General features: G+C 32.9%; 17 protein-coding genes and 1 tRNA gene. 12 read left to right on the forward strand and 6 right to left on the reverse strand.

Annotated features, from left to right (window positions below):
• Positions 1-19 precede the first annotated feature (19 nt).
• Complete coding sequence (locus ACTU6T_RS06300; protein ID WP_460220389.1) at positions 20-937, reverse strand: cation diffusion facilitator family transporter; 918 nt, start codon at positions 935-937, stop codon at positions 20-22.
• Between the two features lie 3 nt (positions 938-940).
• On the reverse strand, positions 941-1,375 hold the full coding sequence (gene rpiB, locus ACTU6T_RS06305) for a ribose 5-phosphate isomerase B (protein WP_460220390.1): 435 nt from the start codon (positions 1,373-1,375) through the stop codon (positions 941-943).
• Positions 1,376-1,995: 620 nt separating this feature from the next.
• Here rpiB and ACTU6T_RS06310 point away from each other — a divergent pair.
• The 7 genes from ACTU6T_RS06310 (at position 1,996) to ACTU6T_RS06340 (ending at position 8,844) form a co-directional block, all read left to right on the forward strand.
• Entirely contained in the window at positions 1,996-3,507 is a 1,512-nt protein-coding gene (locus ACTU6T_RS06310; RefSeq protein WP_460220391.1) for a T9SS type A sorting domain-containing protein, read from the forward strand.
• A 163-nt stretch (positions 3,508-3,670) separates the two neighbouring features.
• Complete coding sequence (locus tag ACTU6T_RS06315; RefSeq protein WP_460220392.1) at positions 3,671-5,899, forward strand: ribonuclease R family protein; 2,229 nt, start codon at positions 3,671-3,673, stop codon at positions 5,897-5,899.
• A 149-nt stretch (positions 5,900-6,048) separates the two neighbouring features.
• Positions 6,049-6,345, forward strand: coding sequence for a YbjQ family protein (locus ACTU6T_RS06320; RefSeq protein ID WP_460220393.1), 297 nt, complete (start codon positions 6,049-6,051; stop codon positions 6,343-6,345).
• 174 nt (positions 6,346-6,519) lie between these two features.
• Positions 6,520-7,194, forward strand: a complete 675-nt coding sequence (locus tag ACTU6T_RS06325) for a head GIN domain-containing protein (RefSeq protein ID WP_460220394.1) — start codon at positions 6,520-6,522, stop codon at positions 7,192-7,194.
• A gap of 42 nt (positions 7,195-7,236) precedes the next feature.
• Positions 7,237-7,911: a LysE family translocator gene (locus ACTU6T_RS06330; RefSeq protein ID WP_460220395.1), complete on the forward strand. Its 675-nt coding sequence runs from the start codon at positions 7,237-7,239 to the stop codon at positions 7,909-7,911.
• Between the two features lie 12 nt (positions 7,912-7,923).
• Complete coding sequence (locus ACTU6T_RS06335) at positions 7,924-8,274, forward strand: ribose-5-phosphate isomerase (RefSeq protein WP_460220396.1); 351 nt, start codon at positions 7,924-7,926, stop codon at positions 8,272-8,274.
• 18 nt (positions 8,275-8,292) lie between these two features.
• Positions 8,293-8,844, forward strand: coding sequence for a GldL-related protein (locus ACTU6T_RS06340; protein WP_460220397.1), 552 nt, complete (start codon positions 8,293-8,295; stop codon positions 8,842-8,844).
• Here the strand turns inward: ACTU6T_RS06340 and ACTU6T_RS06345 are convergent.
• A tRNA-Cys gene (locus ACTU6T_RS06345) sits at positions 8,845-8,915 on the reverse strand. It abuts the gene before it with no gap.
• A 68-nt stretch (positions 8,916-8,983) separates the two neighbouring features.
• Entirely contained in the window at positions 8,984-9,346 is a 363-nt protein-coding gene (gene folB, locus ACTU6T_RS06350) for a dihydroneopterin aldolase (RefSeq protein WP_460220398.1), read from the reverse strand.
• Positions 9,347-9,401: 55 nt separating this feature from the next.
• Between folB and ACTU6T_RS06355 the strand changes: the two genes are divergently transcribed.
• The 4 genes from ACTU6T_RS06355 (at position 9,402) to ACTU6T_RS06370 (ending at position 13,779) form a co-directional block, all read left to right on the forward strand.
• Positions 9,402-11,402, forward strand: coding sequence for a glutamine--tRNA ligase/YqeY domain fusion protein (locus ACTU6T_RS06355; protein WP_460220399.1), 2,001 nt, complete (start codon positions 9,402-9,404; stop codon positions 11,400-11,402).
• A gap of 93 nt (positions 11,403-11,495) precedes the next feature.
• Positions 11,496-11,984, forward strand: a complete 489-nt coding sequence (locus ACTU6T_RS06360) for a DUF1761 domain-containing protein (protein ID WP_460220400.1) — start codon at positions 11,496-11,498, stop codon at positions 11,982-11,984.
• A 66-nt stretch (positions 11,985-12,050) separates the two neighbouring features.
• On the forward strand, positions 12,051-13,208 hold the full coding sequence (locus ACTU6T_RS06365; protein WP_460220401.1) for a GNAT family N-acetyltransferase: 1,158 nt from the start codon (positions 12,051-12,053) through the stop codon (positions 13,206-13,208).
• Between the two features lie 64 nt (positions 13,209-13,272).
• Positions 13,273-13,779, forward strand: a complete 507-nt coding sequence (locus tag ACTU6T_RS06370; RefSeq protein WP_460220402.1) for a hypothetical protein — start codon at positions 13,273-13,275, stop codon at positions 13,777-13,779.
• Between the two features lie 50 nt (positions 13,780-13,829).
• Here ACTU6T_RS06370 and ACTU6T_RS06375 read toward each other — a convergent pair whose 3' ends face one another.
• Positions 13,830-14,756 (reverse strand): SPFH domain-containing protein, encoded by a 927-nt coding sequence (locus ACTU6T_RS06375; protein ID WP_460220403.1) that lies wholly within the window; start codon positions 14,754-14,756, stop codon positions 13,830-13,832.
• Positions 14,757-14,833: 77 nt separating this feature from the next.
• Between ACTU6T_RS06375 and ACTU6T_RS06380 the strand changes: the two genes are divergently transcribed.
• Positions 14,834-15,517, forward strand: coding sequence for an outer membrane beta-barrel protein (locus ACTU6T_RS06380; RefSeq protein WP_460220404.1), 684 nt, complete (start codon positions 14,834-14,836; stop codon positions 15,515-15,517).
• Here ACTU6T_RS06380 and gltX read toward each other — a convergent pair.
• Positions 15,514-17,025 carry a glutamate--tRNA ligase gene (gltX, locus tag ACTU6T_RS06385; protein ID WP_460220405.1) on the reverse strand — a complete coding sequence of 504 codons (1,512 nt, stop codon included), beginning with the start codon at positions 17,023-17,025 and terminating at the stop codon, positions 15,514-15,516. The two genes, ACTU6T_RS06380 and gltX, sit on opposite strands and share 4 nt — an antisense overlap.
• Positions 17,026-17,042 lie beyond the last annotated feature (17 nt).

The following is a 17,042-nucleotide window of genomic DNA, read 5'->3' on the forward strand; positions in this document are numbered from 1 at the left end:
CATTCTAAATTTAATACCATTAATCTTGAACAATCACATCTTTAGTATCACACTTTCCAAATTCTGGTTGGATATTCACATGATTGATTCCGAAGTTATGAAAAACTAATTCTTCTATCTCATGTAAAATACTATCAAATTGGGATAAAGTAATATCTTCTTTAAAATCAATATGAGCCTCTAAATGAATTTCTTCTTCATTGAGTTGCCAAATATGGACGTGATGTACATTTTTTATAGTCTCTATTTGTTGAATATCTTTAACAATATCTTTAACTTGGATTGTTTCTGGAGTGAACAACATCAATACTTTAAATGAATCTCTTAATAATTTATAACCAACCACAATAAGATACAATGCTATTACTAAAGTAAGAACACTATCTACCCAAAATAACTCATAATACTTCATTAACAAACCTCCTATCAATACTGCAACGCTTGCCATCATATCTGTTAATAAATGTAAGTAAGCACTTTTCATATTCATATTAACTTCGGAGTCTTTTTTTAATAATAAGACACTAAAGCCATTACCTAATATAGCAACAATAGATAACCAAATCACTAAATTAGACTCAATTACTTGTGGGTCTTTAAAACGTTCAACCGCTTCAAATATTAATAATACTGCCACAATAATTAAAGTCGCAGCATTAATAAAAGCAGCTAAAATTTCAGCACGTTTATAACCAAAGGTTTTTTGAAGAGAGGCGCGTTTTTTAGTTAATCGATTAGCGATATAACTAATAATAAGTGAGACAACATCGCTAAAATTATGAAGTGCATCACTCAATAATGATAAACTTCCTGAGAGTAATCCGCCAATAACTTGCGCAATAGTAATTACGATATTTAATAAGATAGAAATAACAAGATTTTTACCTTTTAAATCACCGTGAGAATGAGAATGATTATGCGCGTGCGAATGACTCATGTTCTAACATTGAACCGGAATTTTATCTACACGTTTTTGATGACGTCCACCTTCAAATTCAGTTTCTAAAAACGTATCAACAATTTGAATAGCCTGTTGTAAGGCTGTAAATCGTGCTGGAATACAACAAATATTTGCATTATTATGTTGCCTAGTAAGTTCTGTGATTTCTTTGGTCCAGCAAATTCCAGCTCTAACTTTTTGATGTTTATTAGCTGTCATTGCAACTCCATTCGCACTTCCACAAATTAAGATTCCGAAGTCTACCTTTTTGTTTGTAACATCATTTGCTACTGGATGTACAAAATCTGGATAATCAACACTGTCGTTTGTATTTGTTCCGTAGTTATAAACAGTAAATCCTTTAGCTTCTAAATGTGCTACAATAGCTTGTTTATAATCGGTTCCTGCGTGGTCGTTACCTATTGAAATCGTCATGTTATTGTTGTGTTGTTTAAAACCTTAAAGTTAATAATTGCTTATAAAATATCCGAAGGTAAAGGCACATAGTTATTCATAATATTTAAGTTTGATTGTGATGTTGTTTTCTTCGGAAATAGGCACTGTTAACTTCTTAACTATTTTATAGGGATTACTTGTTAATATCTTCTCTTAAGTATTTAAAACTTTTATTAGGATTATCTAGTAATTTTTTCAAACCAAAAGCAAAATGAGATAACCTAAAATGTTAGTTGTTTTTTTTAGCTAAGTTATCAGCATCTAAATTGTAAGATACCAACACAAAATTTTAAAATACTTATTAAATTTTAGTTGTCAACAGTGGTTATTAACAGCTGTTAATAGTTGTATTAATAGTCTTTAAAATAAGCCACTTATAAAAACAATTGTTGTTAATTACCTATGCAAGAAAACTTATAAGTCATATATCAAAGTAAAGTTTAAAAAAGTTATAGTCACTATTAACAAACTATAATAACCATCATTTATTTTTTTAAATTTTAAAAGAAAAAAGATGATATGTATATATATGTTGATAACATAAATTTAATCGAGTTACTTTATCATATATTTATATATTTGATAGAAAATAGACTACTATGAAAAAAATGATATTATTTTTTACGTTACTTCCTTTATTAGGATTGAGTCAAGTTCAGATTGGACAGGATATTGATGGGGAAAATGCTAGTGATAGATTTGGAAATAGTGTGTGCTTATCTTCGGATGGATCTATTTTAGCTGCTGGTGGTTTCATTAGTCCAGAAATAGATGATCGTTCAGGTTATGTAAAAGTATATGAAAATATAGGAGGCGTTTGGACTCAAATAGGAGGTGATATCGAGGGTGAAAACCCTGGTGATTTTTTTGGATGGACTTTAGATTTATCCTCGGATGGCAATATTGTTGCTATTGGAGCATGGCGTAATAGTGATAATGTAGCTTTATCAGGTCATGTGCGTGTTTATGAGAATGTTAATGGAATATGGACCCAAATAGGTCAAGATATTGAAGGTGAAAATGTTAATGATGGTTTTGGTTCTTGTGTTAGTTTATCATCTGATGGAACGATTCTAGCAGCGAGCGCATATGCCAGTGATGCAAATGGACTTAATAATTCAGGCCAAGTAAAAGTATATGAAAATATAGGAGGCGTTTGGACCCAAATAGGAAATGATATTAATGGTGAAGAAGCAGGAGATTATTCAGGTGGTAGTAATTTAGCAATAGGTTATAAGACTATTGAATTAGCGTCTGATGGTTCAATAATAGCAATAGGTGCTGGTGAAAACGATGGGAATGGATTTAATTCAGGACATGTAAGAGTATATGAAAATATAGGAGGAGAATGGACTCAAATAGGAGAAGATATTGATGGTGAAGCCGCAAATGATCATTCAGGTGTTAGTATAAGTTTATCTTCTGACGGATCAATTGTAGCGATAGGAGCAAGAGCTAATGATAAGCAACCTACTTCTTTTTCAGCAAATTCAGGACATGTACGAGTTTATGAAAATATAAATGGCAATTGGACTCAAATAGGGGAAGATATTGATGGAGAAAATGGTCAAGATGCTTCTGGTACAGGTCTTAGTTTATCTTCTGACGGATCGATAATAGCAATTGGAGCAGGTATAAATGATGGGGTAAATGGAGATAATTCTGGCCATGTTAGAATATATAAATTTTTAGATGGAGAATGGACTCAAATAGGAGAAGATATTGACGGTGAAGCTGCTAATAATCAATTTGGCATTGCGGTATCATTGAATTCTTCAGGAAATATGATAGTAATTGGAGCACCATCTAATAGTGATAATGGTACCGTAGCTGGGAGTGTAAGAACATATGATCTTTCAGCATTATTATCAATAGAAGAATTAGAAATTTCAAGTTTTCAACTCTACCCCAACCCAACCAAAACCCAATTCACTATTGAAATAGATAATTCTTCAAGACTAGAGAAAGTATCTGTTTATAATACTTTAGGTCAAGTGGTGTTGATTTCCGAAGAACTTATTGTAAATACGTCTAAATTAGCATCTGGTTCGTATATGGTTGAAGTCTTAACTAACAAAGGTAAATCCTTAAAAAAACTAATTATAGAATAGTAAAATTTACATAGTATTATCACTTATTTAATCTTAACTAAACACGATTAAATAATTAAACCGTAGATTTGTAAAAACTTAATACCTTCACTCCTTCCTGTATTAAGTTTAATAAGAAAGAATTCCTAACACTTTTAGGAAATGAAAATGATTACAAATTATAATGACAAAAAAGAAAAAAAGGAAATCATCACACAATAAGATTTCCAACCTCACACATACAATTCTAAGTATGTTAAAAAAAGATAGAAACCAATCCTTTAACTATAAACAAATTGCTGCTAAACTCGGTGTTAATGACGCTAGTAGCCGAAATCAAATTATAAAAACCTTAGCTAAGTTAGCAGCTAAACAAGAGATTGAGCAAGTAGATCGCGGGAAGTATAAAGCCATTATTAATACCGAATATCATATTGGTATTGTTGATATGGCCTCACGAGGATCTGGCTATATTATTAGTGATGATTTTGATGAAGACATCTATATCGCTTCCAATAATATGAACAAAGCTTTAGATGGCGATGAAGTTGAATTTTATGCTTACAAACGAAGAAAACGTGGTAAAATTGAAGGTGAAATTACCAATATTATTAAACGTGCAAAAAGCGAGTATGTTGGAGTCATTCAAATTCATAAAAACTACGCCTTTGTAATTCCTGATGGTAATAAAATGCATACCGATATTTTTGTTCCAATCAATAAAATCAACAAAGCTGAAGAAGGTGATAAGGTTTTAGTTAGTTTAGAAGATTGGCCAGAAAAAGCCGATTCTCCTTACGGTCGTGTTATTAAAGTCTTAGGGAAACCTGGAGAACATAATACTGAGATTCATTCCATTCTAGCTGAATATGGATTACCTTACGAATTTCCGCATGACGTTGAAGACTATGCTAATAATTTAGATACCTCAATTACTAAAGAAGAAATAGCAAAACGTCGTGATATGCGTCAAGATTTAACGTTTACGATAGATCCAAAAGATGCTAAAGATTTTGATGATGCCTTATCGTTTAAAGTACTCGATAATGGTTTATATGAAATTGGAATTCATATAGCAGATGTCTCACATTATTTAAAAGAAGGTACTGTTTTAGATGACGAAGCTTATGAGCGCGCTACATCTGTATATTTAGTAGATCGCGTGGTACCAATGCTTCCTGAAATACTATCAAATGGCGCTTGTTCATTACGACCACATGAAGAAAAGTATACCTTTTCAGCAGTCTTTAAAATGAATGATAAAGCTGAAATTAAAGACCAATGGTTTGGGAGAACAGTCACCTATTCTGATGCACGTTTCGCCTACGAAGAAGCACAAGCTATTATAGAAAATAATCCCACTGTCACGCTGAGCGCAGTCGAAGCGTCTCAATTAAATACTCAAATTCCTAAAAACGTTTCTCTTACAGATAAAGCTTATAATACTAAACCAGAAATAGCCGAAGCTGTAATGGTGTTAGATAGACTCGCTAAAAAAATGCGTCGTAAGCGTATGAGCTCTGGGGCGATTTCTTTTGATAAAGTTGAGGTAAAATTCAATTTAGATGAAGATGCAAATCCAGTTGGTGTCTACTTTAAAACCAGTAAAGATGCTAACAAACTTATTGAAGAGTTTATGTTACTAGCCAATAGAAAAGTAGGGGAGTTTATAGGAAAACAAAAAAAGACTTTTGTATATCGTATTCATGATGAACCTGATGATAGTAAATTAACTGCCTTACAAAATGTTGTTGGACGTTTTGGCTATAAACTCAATTTTAAAGATAGAAATAGTGTTTCAAGTTCGTTAAATAATTTACTCAAGGAAGTAGTAGGTAAAAAAGAGCAAAATTTAGTCGATACCTTAACAGTTCGTACGATGAGTAAAGCTGAGTATTCCACCCATAATATTGGTCATTATGGATTGGCTTTTGATTATTATAGCCACTTCACCTCACCTATTCGTCGTTATCCAGATGTGATGGCACATCGTTTATTACAGCATTATTTAGATGGCGGACAATCGGTAAGTCAAGAGGCATATGAAGATAAGTGTAACCATTCTAGTAATATGGAAAATCTAGCCACTAAAGCCGAGCGTGATTCTATTAAATACATGCAAATTCGTTTTATGGAAGATCATAAAGATGAAGAATTTGTTGGTGTAATTTCTGGTGTTACCGATTGGGGAATTTATGTTGAAATCATTTCAAATAAATGTGAAGGAATGGTAAGTGTACGTGATATGAAAGATGATCATTACGAATTTGATGAAGATCATTATGCGATGATTGGACGAAATTCTAAAACCATGTATCAACTTGGTGATGAGGTAATTGTTAAAGTAAAAAATACCGATTTAGTTAAAAAACATCTCGATTTCACCTTAATAGGTAAACCTGAAGACCAATAATTTGGGCGTTACCTAAAGGTCAGGCTGTCCGTTATATCTTTTGGTAACAACCAAAAGGATGTCACTACCATCCTTAACGCAAATGCAGATTATTTTGCAGTTGTAACATTTCAGATTAAATTCACACCAATTAATTAAAACTAATCATCATGGTTCTAACGACAACAAACTCAATCGAAGGATTTAAAATTACAGATTATAAAGGCATCGTTACTGGTGTTGCTATTAATGAAAAAAAACTTACCCTTGGATTTAGTATGTCTAAATACTATAAAGCATTACAAGAAAGTATTGATGCAACAAAGGAAACAGCATTTCAAACACTTACTGAAAATGCAAAAAAACAAGGTGCAAATGCTGTAGTTGGTATTAAAGTTGAAATCGAACTAATGGCAAGTAATTATGCTATGGTTTCAGTTACAGGAACAGCTGTTACAGTAGTTTAATTACTATAAAAAAGTTCAAATAAGTTGTCAGGTTGAGCGCAGTCGAAACCTAAAAACTCAAGATGACAATTACATTAAAATTAAACAATTAATACAACTAAAACTGTAACAACTATGTTTTTATAACATCTTTATAGTAGACACAAACGTAACTATTATATAAAAACATTTAAGATGAAACGATTTTTTACTCTCGCATTATTAGTTGTAACTACAGTATTAACTGCTCAAAACCCTAAAGAAAAAGGTGTTGGAGATTTCAATGAAGTTAAAGTCTATGATTTAATTGCAGTAAATTTAATTAAGTCTGATGAAGCTAAAGTTGAAATTACCGGAGACGATATCGAAGATGTCGTTGTCATTAATAAAGACGGAAAGCTAAAAATTAGAATGAAAACCGATAAGATTTTTAATGGCGACCGCACGTTTGTCTCGGTATATTATACAACGCTTGATATAATTGATGGTAATGAAGGCGCATTTATCACAGCAAATGAGCTTATTGAACAATCTCAAATTGAATTAAAAGCTCAAGAAGGTGCTCATTTAAAAATTGGTTTAGATGTAGATCAAGTCAATATTAAAGCAGTTTCAGGAGGTATTGTAGAAACTAGAGGTAAAGCAATATCTCAAAATATTTCATTAAATACAGGTGGAATTTATGAAGGTCAATCTTTTGAAACAAAAAATACTACTGTTAATATAAAAGCAGCTGGTGAGGCCGATGTTTTTGCTTCTAAAACTGTCGATGCTAGAGTGACTGCAGGAGGTGATATTAAAATCTACGGTAATCCTGAAAGCGTTAAAGAAAAAAGAACCTTTGGCGGACGTATAAAACGTATGGACTAATCTTATCTTTTTTAGTAGCTTTGTAGGAAACTTAGTTCCTATATGTTAGATGATATTTTAGCTGCGATTCCATTCGGAATTATTCTTGCATTCACAATTGGGCCAGTATTTTTTGTACTGCTTGAAACGAGTGCCACTAAAGGGTTTAAAAGCGCTATTATATTCGATTTAGGAGTTATTTTTGCTGACATTGTTTTTATACTATTAGCTTTTTATAGCACCAATAATCTCATAAGTAAAATTAAAGACGACCCTAATTTTTTAATTTTTGGTGGTGTACTTCTTGCTGTTTATGGCTTTATTTCGTTTATAAAAACTTCCAAATCTTTTCGAGCAATTGTAAAAGAATATCATAAAGTAGAAATTCAAAAAAATGCCTATGGAAAGCTCTTTATTAAAGGATTTTTACTCAATTTTATTAATATAGGTGTACTATTAGGTTGGCTTGGTTTTATTGTAATAGGAAGCTCAATCACAGAATCTGAGAATGGAGTATTCGTTTTTATCGTAACCATGCTTGTGGTCTATTTTTTAGCAGATTTAGTAAAAATTGCGATTGCAAAACGGCTTAGAAGCCGATTAACACCTCGTCTTATTTTTAAAACTAAAAAAATTGTTGCTTTAGTAATTTTAGGTTTTGGCGTATTATTATTGGTACAAGGGTTTTTTCCTAAAGGGAAAGAGCGTTTACAAGAAGAAATAGAGCATCGTTTATAAAACCTCCTAAAAATGCCTAAGGTAGAATATCGTATATATGTCGTTGAATTATCAAAGCGAGTATTTACTGAAAATCGAAAATTTAGAGAAGCTAACCCTCAGTTTAATGGTGTTTTAGAGTGTTTATACGTAGGTATGACAAGTAAAACACCTAAAGAGCGATTTACTCAGCACAAAACAGGTTACAGAAATAAAAAAGGTTATAAATTATCTTCAAATATTGTAGAGAAATACGGTACTTATTTACGACCAAGTTTGTACAATCATATTCCTCCTTTAAAAACTAGGATAGAGGCGCTTAAAATGGAGGAGACCTTAGCACTAGAGCTTAGAAGAAGCCGTTATGCAGTTTGGTTTAATTAAATTTTAAATGCTATTATCTTGAAAAACATACCATCAAAAACATTAACACTTCCATTACGTTTAGCACTTATAATTTTAATTTATGGAGCCTTATTTAAAGTGATGCATTGGCCATACGCAAATACATTAATGCTTTACGGAAGTGTTGCAATAGCTGTATTTTATACAATTCGTTTTTTGAATAAAAAAGAAAAAATAAGACTCGATTATATTAAACTTGGTTTGGTTTTACTCTGGGTGTTTAATTATTTAACTACTATTTTTCACCTATTTAAACTTCCATACATACTAGAAATTATACTACTCATAGTATTTGTTTGGTGGCTAGTAGAGGAAGGTGTATCCTATTTTACTAATAGAGAATTAAAAAGCCATAAAGTCATAAAATTTATTTATTATACGTTTTTAATGATTTCGGTGTTCCTAATTATAAGTGGTGTATTATTTAAAGTAATGCATTGGCCTTATGGCAATATTATGTTGACTCTTGGCATTCTTTTGTTTAGTATATTTCTTATAGTTGACTATTTTGCAATAAAAAAACCCTCAACTAATGTTGAAGGTTTTTAGAGGCATCTAGCGGATTCGAACCGCTGTACAAGGTTTTGCAGACCTCTGCCTAGCCACTCGGCCAAGATGCCCTTTATCTTGTTATTCACAAACAAGGAAGGCAAATGTATAAAAAATTACCATGTTACACCATAAACCCTTAGTTTTTTCGTCTTTCGGTCATTTTTATCGTTACGCTTTCAACATCACCTCCAATAGGTGGATTTAATTTACTTACACTTACAGTTGCCTTTTTAACGAGCGTGTCTTCTTTAAAGATACGATTAAGAATTCGTTTTGCAACGGTTTCCAACAATTTTGAAGGTTGTTGCATTTCCTCCTTAACAATGGTATTTAAAAGCACATAATCTACTGTATCACCTAATTCATCTGTTATTGATGAGGTTTTTAAATTAGCTTTAATTTCAATATCCACTCGATAGTCACTACCAATTTTTGTTTCTTCTTTTAAACAGCCATGATGTGCAAAAACACGAATATTTTCAACTTTAATTATTCCCAAAGCATTCTATTTTAAAGCAAATATATTAATAACTTTGTCTATTATTTTGAATCATATGTCTGAAGAAACAAAATCGCTCAATTTTATAGAGCATATCATAGAAGAAGATTTAGCAAACGGATTATCTAAAGAGAAACTTCGATTTCGATTTCCACCAGAACCTAATGGGTATTTACACATAGGCCATACTAAAGCTATAGGGATTAGTTTTGGTTTAGGAGAAAAGTATAATGCACCAGTTAATCTACGTTTTGACGATACAAATCCAGCAAAAGAAGAACAAGAATATGTAGACGCCATAAAACGTGATATTGAATGGTTGGGTTATAATTGGGCTAACGAACTGTATTCTTCAGATTATTTTCAAACGCTTTATGATTGGGCTGTCCAGCTCATCAAAGATGGAAAGGCTTATGTAGATTCTCAGTCTAGTGAAGCTATGGCAGAACAAAAAGGAACACCAACTCAGCCAGGAGTTGATGGCCCTTTTCGTAATAGAAGCATAGAAGAAAACCTTGATTTATTTGAGCGAATGAAACAGGGTGAATTTAACGAAGGCGAACACATACTTCGTGCTAAAATTGATATGCAACATCCAAACATGTTGATGCGAGACCCAATTATGTATCGTGTCTTAAAGAAACACCACCATCGAACAGGAAACGAATGGTGTATCTATCCGATGTACGACTGGACTCATGGCGAAAGTGATTATATAGAGCAAATTTCTCATTCCTTATGTTCTTTAGAATTTAAGCCCCACAGAGAGCTTTACAACTGGTTTAAGGAGCATGTGTATGGTTATGCGTCTAAAACATTACCAATGCTTCCCAAACAACGTGAATTTGCACGTTTAAATCTAAGCTATACTATTATGAGTAAGCGAAAGCTACTTAAACTGGTTCAGGATGGTGTTGTATCTGGTTGGGACGATCCAAGAATGCCAACAATTTCTGGCTTGCGTCGTCGAGGCTATACGCCAAAATCCATTCGTCATTTTATAGAGCGAGTTGGTGTTGCGAAGCGCGAAAATGTTATCGATGTATCCTTACTAGAATTTTGTATCAGAGAAGACTTAAATAAAACAGCGCCTAGAGTTATGGCGGTTTTAGATCCAGTAAAACTAGTGATTACTAATTATCCAGAAGGTAAGGAAGAATGGTTAAATGCTGAAAACAACCCAGAAGATGATACAGCAGGGTTTAGAAAAATTCCGTTTTCGAGAGAATTATATATTGAACGTGCCGATTTTAAAGAAGAGGCAAGTGCTAAGTTTTTTAGATTAAAATTAGGTGGCGAAGTACGTCTTAAAAACGCATACATCATTAAAGGAGAAAGTGTGGTTAAAGATGCTAATGGTGTTATTTCTGAAATTTACTGTTCATATACAACAGATACAGAAAAGAAAGTTAAAGGGACACTTCATTGGGTATCAGTTAAACACGCTATTAAAGCAGAAGTGAGAGAGTACGATCGTTTGTTTGTTGATGAGGCTCCAGATAGCCATCAAGACAAAGACTTTATGGAGTTTGTAAACCCAAATTCTTTAAAAATTATTAAGGCTTATATTGAACCAAGTCTTGCAGATGTTAAAGTGGGTGAGCGTTTTCAATTTCAACGCATCGGTTATTTTAATGTAGATGACGATTCTACTTCTGAACATTTGGTATTTAATAAAACGGTTGGATTAAGAGATTCATGGGCGAAGCTGAAACCTAAAGCTCAACAACAAAATAAAGCACAACAACCACAGAAAAAGCGTCCAGCAATAGAAGTGATTAAGCAACTAGGGAAGAAATACACTAATCTACCTGAAGATAAACGCAATAAGTCTAAAGCAGAAATATTAAACCTAGCTGAAGATGTTGTATATGACGACTTACAGCCGTTATTTAATACAGCTACAAAAAAAGCAGGAACTCGAATTGCTGCACTATTAACATTAAGTGTTTTATTGAAAAATGGACAAGAACGCAATGCCGATATTAATGCGTTTATAGAGAAAGCTTTGGATGATAAAAATGAATTGTTAGTAGCTGAAGCTAAGACTTTATAAGAGTATAAATTATAGTATTTACAACCTCAAAGTTTAATGCTTTGAGGTTTTTTTTTTACTTTTAAAACATACTAACAAATAAATCAAAACATTATGGAATTACCTATTAACCCTATCGCTATTCCTGTTGCTGCTGTTGCTGCATTAGTTATTGGCGCTATTTGGTATAACCCAAAAGTCTTTGGAAATGTCTGGATGAGAGCATCTGGAATGACTGAAGAAAAAATGAAAAGTGGTAACATGGCTGTTATTTTTGGCTTGTCATTACTATTTGCAGCCTTACTCGCCGTTTTACTAATGCAATTTACAAATCACCAATGGGGAGCATTGGGTATGGTGGGAGGAGACCCTGAAGTTGCGAAACCAACATTTAATGCATTTATGGAAGATTACGGCACAGCTTTTAGAACCTATAAACATGGCGCATTACATGGTACTATTTTTGGAGTTTTTGGAGCCTTACCTATTATTGGAACCATTGCTTTGTTTGAGCGAAAAGGCGCAAAATATATTTTTGTTAATTCTGGATATTGGATTGTGACTCTTGCTGTCATGGGAGCAATTTTATGTGGATGGCAATAAAATTTTAATAAGTTTTAACACTATTAAAGGCTGAGAATCGTAATTTTCGGCCTTTCTTTTTTCATATTGATACACTTTAAACTATACCACTCGGTTGCAGATTTACCCCAAACTTGGGATACACTTCCTGTAAATGATATATTTTTAAAAACGTCGTTTTTAAAGGCTTTAGAAGATTCTAGCCCTACAAATATTTCTAGTTATTTTTTAGTTGTGTTTTCTTCAGAAACCATAGTTGGAATTGCGGTTATTCAAAGGGTTGAAATGTATTTAGATGATGTGTTTCGGAAAACATCCAATCAATTTTTTAAGCGCTGCGGAAAGATTCTTATCTCAAAAATAGTTAAAGGAAATGCTTTAATTATTGGTAATTTAATGCATACTGGTCAGCACGGCTTGTATTTTGATAATCAGGCTATTACTCAGGAAAAGTTTTTAAACGTTGTTGCTAAAGGCGTAGAAGAACTTACAACAACAATTCAACAACAATTCAACAAAAAAATAAGAATTATAGGGTTTAAAGATTATTTTGAAGAGGATGCTATTCATAATAGTCTAACCTTTTTTAGAAGTCAAAAGCTATACAAAGCTCAGGTACAACCTAACATGATATTTGATATTAGGAAGGATTGGAATAGCGCAGAAGATTATATAGCGTCATTTAATAACAAGTACCGTAGACGCTATAGAACTGCAAGAAAAAAAAGAGGAATCATTGAATGTAAAGAATTAAATTTAGATGCGATTAAGGCCTATTCTAATGAGATATACTTGTTATATGAGTGTGTATCTGATAATGCAGGCGTTAATTCATTTAAGCTACATAAAGACCATTTCTATAATTTAAAACTTCAACTTAAAAATTGCTTTAAACTTTATGGATATTTCATAGATGAAACTTTGGTGGGTTTTTATACGCTCATCGAAAATCACAACAAACTAGAAACCTATTTTTTAGGATACAAGCAAGAGTTACAACACCAACATCAAATGTACCTCAACATGCTCTTTGATATGGCATCTTTTGGTATAGAACACAAGTTTGAGCAAGTTATTTTTGCAAGAACAGCAATGGAAATAAAAAGCTCAATTGGAGCAAAAGCCTATAACATGCATATTTACCTCAAACACACCAATAATGTTATTGCAAATACGGTTTTAAAGCTTGTAGTAAAATATGCTAACCCTATAAGAGAATGGGAAGAACGGCATCCTTTTAAATAATATAATTTGGTAGCTTGTGTTTGTTTTGGTCTTTTTTTTCGACTGATTCATAAATAAAAATTTAATGAAACAGACACTTTTCTTACTATTCGTTTTACCGTTTTTGTCATTTTCTCAAGACATGAATAATGACAAACTTCAAGAGATTTACACTTCAATTAGTGATTCTATTCAGGGAGAAAAAGGGGCTTGGCAGTTTTTTATTAAAGAGGTTCAGCTCGCGTCTTTTACAGACATTAATCATAATAGAATGCGAATTATTTCACCAATTGCTGATGCGAAGTCGCTAGATGACACCTTAATAAAAGCAGCTTTAATTGCAAATTTTCACACTGCTTTGGATGTGAAATATGCGGTGTCTGATGGTGTTTTATGGGCTGTTTTTATTCACCCATTAAAAGAGTTATCAGAGCACCAAGTTAGAGATGCTTTGAGTCAAGTGTATCATGCTAATATTAATTTTGGTACAACATATGCTAGTACATCTTTATCATTTCCGTGGATAGGTGAGGAGAATAGTGTAGAGGAAGACCTTAAGAAGACCCAAAAATTTAAGAAAATAAAGATTTAAAAAAAGCCTGAATTGTAGTTCAGGCTTTTTGATTATTACAAGAATATTATTTATTCCTCTTTTTTCTTACTTGCATTTTTCATTGCTTCACCAATTTGGTTACTAGCTGTAAAACTTGCTACCATATCATTCAACATATTACTTCCTGCTTGAGGAGAATTTGGTAATAAAATTAAATTACTATTGGTTTCGCCTCCAATCGCTTGTAGTGTATCATAGTGTTGCGTGACCACAATAAGAGCAGAAGCTTCCTGTGAATTAATTCCAACCTTATTTAAAACCTCTACAGACTCCTCAAGACCTCGAGCGATTTCACGACGTTGATCAGCAATACCTTGTCCTTGTAAACGTTTGCTTTCAGCCTCTGCTTTAGCTTTTTCTACTATCAAAATACGCGCTGCATCTCCTTCAAATTGTGCTGCAATTTTTTCACGTTCAGAAGCATTAATTCTATTCATGGCTTCTTTCACTTGAGCATCTGGATCAATATCAGTAACCAGCGTTTTGATGATATCATAACCATAGGTCATCATAGCGTCATTTAATTCAGATTTTACAGCAATTGCAATATCATCTTTACGCACAAACACATCGTCTAATTTCATTTTTGGAACTTCGGCACGTACCACATCAAATACATAAGATGTAATTTGATCATGAGGATAATCAAGTTTATAAAAGGCATCGTATACCTTGTCTCTAATAACTTTATACTGTACAGAAACCTTCAAACGAACAAATACATCATCTAAGGTCTTTGTTTCTATAATAACGTCTAACTGTTGAATTTTTAAACTCAATTTCCCAGCAATTCGATCTACCAAAGGAATTTTGAGTTGTAAACCCGAGTGCCTAATACTATGATATTTACCAAATCGTTCGATAACCGCAGCAGTTTGTTGCTTTACTATAAAGAACGCTGAAATTAAAACGATTAGACTGAAAAAGATAATAGGAATAAAAATAAATTGACCCATAACAAGTTTTTTAAATGGTTAGGAAAATATTGAGTTACTAAATTAAGTTATATTTGCTCAACTCACACATTAAAGACATGCAAAAAAAGCAGTTTATATTATTAGTAGCACTTTGTATCGGTTTTGTTACAGTTTCTTTCGCCCAGCACAAACGTTATGCTATTAAAAATGGGATAGGAATTATTGGTGGCCTCACCCAATATGATATTTCTACTGACAATTTTAGTACTAAAAGCGGGAACGGTTTTACAGGAGGAATGGTGGCTACGGTTGATATTCCACATAAATGGTATACAGTAAGTTACGGACTTCAATTTTCTCAAAACACATTTGAAATAACAGGGAGGCCATCTGCAACTACAATTACTCAAGAGCAAATTGAATACAACCTAAAAGCGGTTCAGTTAGCTTTTTTACTGCACGTAAAGTTATTAAGTGATAACTTAACCATAGATCTTGGCCCTCAACTACAATACAATAGTGAATTAGAATTAGGAAGCGACAATCAAAGCAATTTTGTTATTGATGGGTACGATACGTTATTAGCAGAAGACATTACCAAAATTTCTCAGTTTAATGCCAACGGTGTTATTGGTGCTTCAGCTGGAATAGGAAACTTTAAGTTAAGAGCATCTTATAGCTATGGGTTTACAAACATCCTGAATAAACTTAATGATGAAAACCTATCTACTGAACCTTCGACTGATAAGTTTAAAGGAAACCAAAACATGGTGTCTTTTGCACTAATGATTACCTTTTAAAAGGCAGAGTTGATAGCATCAATACGCTTTATTGTTTCTGTTTTACCAATCATATAGATGATATCAAAAACATCTGGACCCTGTAAAGCCCCAACAAGGGCTAAACGTAATGGCATCATTACTTTTCCGAAGCCAATCTCATTTGATGTAATCCAACTTTTTATAGTGTTTTGAAGGTTTTCAACAGTAAAATCATCAACACGTTCTATCAAGTTTTTAACCGTATTTAAAATTTCTGTGGTACCTTCTTTAATTGCTTTTTTAGAGGCTTTTTCATCATAAGACTTTGGTGCTACAAAAAAGAAATGACTCAACGACCAAAAATCACTTACAAAGGTTGCGCGCTCTTTAATTAAAGCAATTACCATTTCAATATATTGAATGTCTATTTGAGCTAACTCTTCTTTTGAATTTTGAAATGCTACAGCCAATTCATAGTTGTCTTGATTTTGCATATAGTGATGATTAAACCATTTAATCTTGTCTGGATCAAAACGTGCACCAGCTTTATTAACACGCTCCAATTCAAAGGCATTAATTAAAGCATCCAATTCAAATATTTCTTGTTCTGTACCTGGATTCCAGCCTAAAAAAGCTAAGAAATTTACCATAGCTTCAGCAAAATAACCATCTTCTTTGTAACCTCTAGACACATCTCCAGTTTTAGGGTCTGTCCATTCTAAAGGAAACACAGGAAAGCCTAACTTATCACCATCTCGCTTGCTTAGCTTACCTTTCCCTGTTGGTTTTAAAATAAGTGGTAAATGCGCAAATTCTGGAGCCTCCCAACCAAAAGCACCATAGAGTTGATAGTGCAATGCTAATGATGGCAACCATTCTTCGCCACGAATAACATGAGAAATTTCCATTAAGTGATCATCAACAATATTAGCAAGGTGATACGTTGGCATGCCATCGCTTTTAAATAAGACCTTATCATCTAAAATGTTAGTATCAATTTTAATGTCTCCACGAATGATGTCCTTTAAATGAAGTGTTTGGTCTTGAGGTGATTTAAATCGAATCACATAATCATCACCTGCGTCCAATTTTGCTTTTACTTCTTCTTCAGAAAGCGATAAAGAGTTACTTAATTTTAAACGATTATGCCAATTATAAATAAAGGTTTTGCCTTTTACCTCATGATCTTTTCTATGATAATCTAAAGCTTCAGAAGTATCAAAAGCATAATACGCATGCCCTTTTTCTATGAGCTCAATAGCATATTGCTTGTATAAATGTTTACGTTCACTTTGTCTGTAAGGACCATGTTTTTCGTTTTTCCCTACACCTTCATCAAAAGGAATACCGCACCAATTTAAGGATTCTACGATATAGTTTTCTGCGCCTTCAACATAACGATTTTGATCTGTATCTTCTATTCGAAGCACAAAGGTACCTTTGTGCTTTTTAGCAAATAAATAATTAAAAAGCGCTGTTCTTACACCTCCAATATGTAAAGGCCCTGTTGGGCTTGGTGCAAAACGCACACGAACTGGTCTTGTCATGATTCTCTTTTTGAAGG

The organism is Psychroserpens citreus (assembly GCF_055686305.1).

What these genes read in the sequence shown, in the direction of transcription:
- ACTU6T_RS06380 (WP_460220404.1), top strand. Translation starts at nt 14,834, where the DNA reads ATGCAAAAAAAGCAGTTTATATTATTAGTAGCACTTTGTATCGGTTTT.
- ACTU6T_RS06325 (WP_460220394.1), top strand. Translation starts at nt 6,520, where the DNA reads ATGAAACGATTTTTTACTCTCGCATTATTAGTTGTAACTACAGTATTA.
- ACTU6T_RS06315 (WP_460220392.1), top strand. Translation starts at nt 3,671, where the DNA reads ATGACAAAAAAGAAAAAAAGGAAATCATCACACAATAAGATTTCCAAC.
- ACTU6T_RS06310 (WP_460220391.1), top strand. Translation starts at nt 1,996, where the DNA reads ATGAAAAAAATGATATTATTTTTTACGTTACTTCCTTTATTAGGATTG.
- ACTU6T_RS06300 (WP_460220389.1), bottom strand. Translation starts at nt 937, where the DNA reads ATGAGTCATTCGCACGCGCATAATCATTCTCATTCTCACGGTGATTTA.
- ACTU6T_RS06320 (WP_460220393.1), top strand. Translation starts at nt 6,049, where the DNA reads ATGGTTCTAACGACAACAAACTCAATCGAAGGATTTAAAATTACAGAT.
- ACTU6T_RS06330 (WP_460220395.1), top strand. Translation starts at nt 7,237, where the DNA reads ATGTTAGATGATATTTTAGCTGCGATTCCATTCGGAATTATTCTTGCA.
- ACTU6T_RS06335 (WP_460220396.1), top strand. Translation starts at nt 7,924, where the DNA reads ATGCCTAAGGTAGAATATCGTATATATGTCGTTGAATTATCAAAGCGA.
- rpiB (WP_460220390.1), bottom strand. Translation starts at nt 1,375, where the DNA reads ATGACGATTTCAATAGGTAACGACCACGCAGGAACCGATTATAAACAA.
- ACTU6T_RS06370 (WP_460220402.1), top strand. Translation starts at nt 13,273, where the DNA reads ATGAAACAGACACTTTTCTTACTATTCGTTTTACCGTTTTTGTCATTT.
- ACTU6T_RS06375 (WP_460220403.1), bottom strand. Translation starts at nt 14,756, where the DNA reads ATGGGTCAATTTATTTTTATTCCTATTATCTTTTTCAGTCTAATCGTT.
- gltX (WP_460220405.1), bottom strand. Translation starts at nt 17,025, where the DNA reads ATGACAAGACCAGTTCGTGTGCGTTTTGCACCAAGCCCAACAGGGCCT.
- ACTU6T_RS06360 (WP_460220400.1), top strand. Translation starts at nt 11,496, where the DNA reads ATGGAATTACCTATTAACCCTATCGCTATTCCTGTTGCTGCTGTTGCT.
- ACTU6T_RS06355 (WP_460220399.1), top strand. Translation starts at nt 9,402, where the DNA reads ATGTCTGAAGAAACAAAATCGCTCAATTTTATAGAGCATATCATAGAA.